We start from the raw sequence: 2,505 nt of genomic DNA, 5'->3' as shown, positions 1-2,505 counted from the left end.
AGTGGATACTTGTACCACATATTCCTCGGCGGAGATACTCGGTTCCCAAACGATATTAGCATGTTTTTGAAAATAATATGTACTCGCCAATACAGGTGATTGTGGCTTATTGTTAGCCGAGAGGAGGTGCTCTTGCGCATATTGTTGTATGACCGAGCGACACATTTCATGAAAAGTAGCCAATCTTGGTCCGCAATAGCTCATGATTGTACCAGCGGTTGTATTGATAGCACCATCATAGCACGTGCCTTCCGAAGGCGTACAGTAATCGAGAGGACCTTCAGGCCATTCGCAACTTTGCGTATGTGGAACACCGTAAGTATGTGCCAGTTCGTGGGCAAAGGTACCCAAACCTGCACGCCCCCACGGAACAATGCATTCGGTACCACCCAAATAGGCTATTCCAGCAGCCCCGAGCAAGGCTTTGGAAGTCATAAAAACGGCCTTGTCGTATTGAGGAGCTAATTTCTTAAACTCATCATAATAATTCCATTGTGATTGGAAAAGACCCAAAAGATCATAGATATTTCTTTTGCCTCGGTAAGGGTCGGTGGCAGCATCTTTCCAGATATGAATAACCGTTGGTACAAGTCTGACATTTAGCTCTTTTTCGTACATCTTCGAAACTTGCGCAACAGTGTTGATGACCTCCCTTTTGACAAAGGCAGAGTCACGCTCAAACTTTTCGAAAGTTTCAGAGTCGATTTCAATTGCTAAGCGACAAATCCAAGTGCCAGTTTGGATTGTGCGTAATGCTTTGGAAGCTTTTATAAAGTTTTTGGCATTTCTTACTCTACTTAAAACCTCAGTAGACATTTGAGCGTCATTCACGCCACAAGTTGGAGCTTCTTGGGTTTGTTGGGCAAATAAGAAAGGCGCAAACAATAGCAAATAAACAATGAGCGGTAGTTTATTCATAATTGTATTACCTCGACGGATTAAGTTAATTCTGACTATGCCATTGCGTTATGGCATTCATAATTCTAGTATTGGCGGATGCTGGAATTTCCAGATTTCGTCAAACTAACTTAAAAAGATGTAGAATGGGAAAGCCAAGGCTTTTCTCCAAGCTAATCGAGGTTTTTGGGAAATGGATAAGTCTTTTATTGCAGAAAAAACGCTATCCAATTATGACCAGAACCTGTGCTTGGCGGGCAAAAGTTTTGGTTTCCTGTAATCTACCTTACCTGTACCTATCGTTTCTCTTGTGCGGGGAGATACCTAGTATTGGGGAAAGTTGATATCAAAAAAGCAAGAAAATAAAAGTTTGCGATTCTTCTATTTTTCAAAAATTATACCACATTTTCTGTGCCAAAAATCCATATTTAGGCGGTTATCAAAAGATATTTTTCAGAAACATAAATAAAAGTTTATAACCTTGCAAAATAATTGTGTATTCGACGGACACTCCAGAGGCAAAATGTTTATTCATTTCGCAAGAAAAGCTTTTGTTCTTTTAGCATACCCCACGAAGGTCTATCCAAATCAGTCTGAATAACAAAATAGGTTCTGATAATGTCTGTAGAGAGCCTTAGAAAACAAACATTTTAAGCGTGTCAAGTTTAAAAATATTAATTGAAATTAGCCCTCTTTTAAAGTGATTAAAGTAGGACTAGTAGGATATTTTTTGTGAATAGATGTTCTGGAAAGGATATGTGTGTCAGGTGTTGGTGTTACTTAATTTTAGTTATCTTTAATTTCATAGTTTGTTCTTGTTTTTGAGGCATATTTTTGGAAAAGTTCATAATAAATACCGATTACCAGAAAGTCACGTCCTGTCTCATCATTTATCTTGTAGTCAAATTGATGCAGATACCCAACTTGTAGAGTTGTTGTTTTGGATGATTTATAATTAAATGCCAATAACAGTCTGTTCCTTTCAAAATAAGGCTCATTGTCGGTAAAAAACAATTCATTACTTACACTGATTTGGTAGGGTTTGGATTCATTTTGTTCCTTTCCAAATGGGTAAGATGCGCCAATTCTATATCGAAAACGGTTGCGATAACCGTTGCTCGTCCATCGCAATTCTGTTCTATAACGTTGCTCTATTTTTAGATTACCGATTGATTGAAATAAAACAATTTGTGGCCAAAGTCTAAATTCATTATTGTTTTTAGGCAAAAGAAAATCACCACCTTCTTTGTAAGTTTGGTAACTACCAAGACCTAATGTAAGTTGTACATTCTTATGAACTTTGTAATTAATTCCGCCCTTGTATTCGTAATAATGAAAGTTATTATAAAACAGTAAAGAACGTAATTGGGCTTCACCAAAAGCACTCCATTTTTCTTCAAGATTATATTTTACATTTAGAATATTCCAACTACCAAGGTCAAAAGTCTGTGCTGTACCCTTTTTTATCCATAAACACGACATAATTGAGGTCAGAAATAAAATTCTCATCTATTTGAATTTTGTTTTTTATGAAACTAATGAAAATCAAGATTCCGTTATGGTTGTTTTCAACTGTGTGTTAATGATTGTAAAAGATGCTAAGTTTGC

At 36.8% G+C, this 2,505-nt stretch carries 2 protein-coding genes; both read right to left on the bottom strand.

Annotation, left to right across the window (positions count from 1 at the left end; genetic code table 11):
• Positions 1–918: M12 family metallo-peptidase (locus ACOVQ4_RS19580; protein ID WP_421822295.1), on the bottom strand; the 918-nt coding region annotated here is incomplete at its 3' end.
• Positions 919–1,683: 765 nt separating this feature from the next.
• Positions 1,684–2,406: a DUF2490 domain-containing protein gene (locus ACOVQ4_RS19575; RefSeq protein WP_421822294.1), complete on the bottom strand. Its 723-nt coding sequence runs from the start codon at positions 2,404–2,406 to the stop codon at positions 1,684–1,686.
• Positions 2,407–2,505: the final 99 nt, after the last annotated feature.

Origin of the sequence: Flectobacillus sp. (assembly GCF_049240685.1) — a bacterium.
In the GTDB taxonomy this organism is placed as follows: domain Bacteria; phylum Bacteroidota; class Bacteroidia; order Cytophagales; family Spirosomataceae; genus Flectobacillus.
Note: the sequence above shows the minus strand (reverse complement) of the source record. Positions and strands in the feature narration are given on the sequence as shown.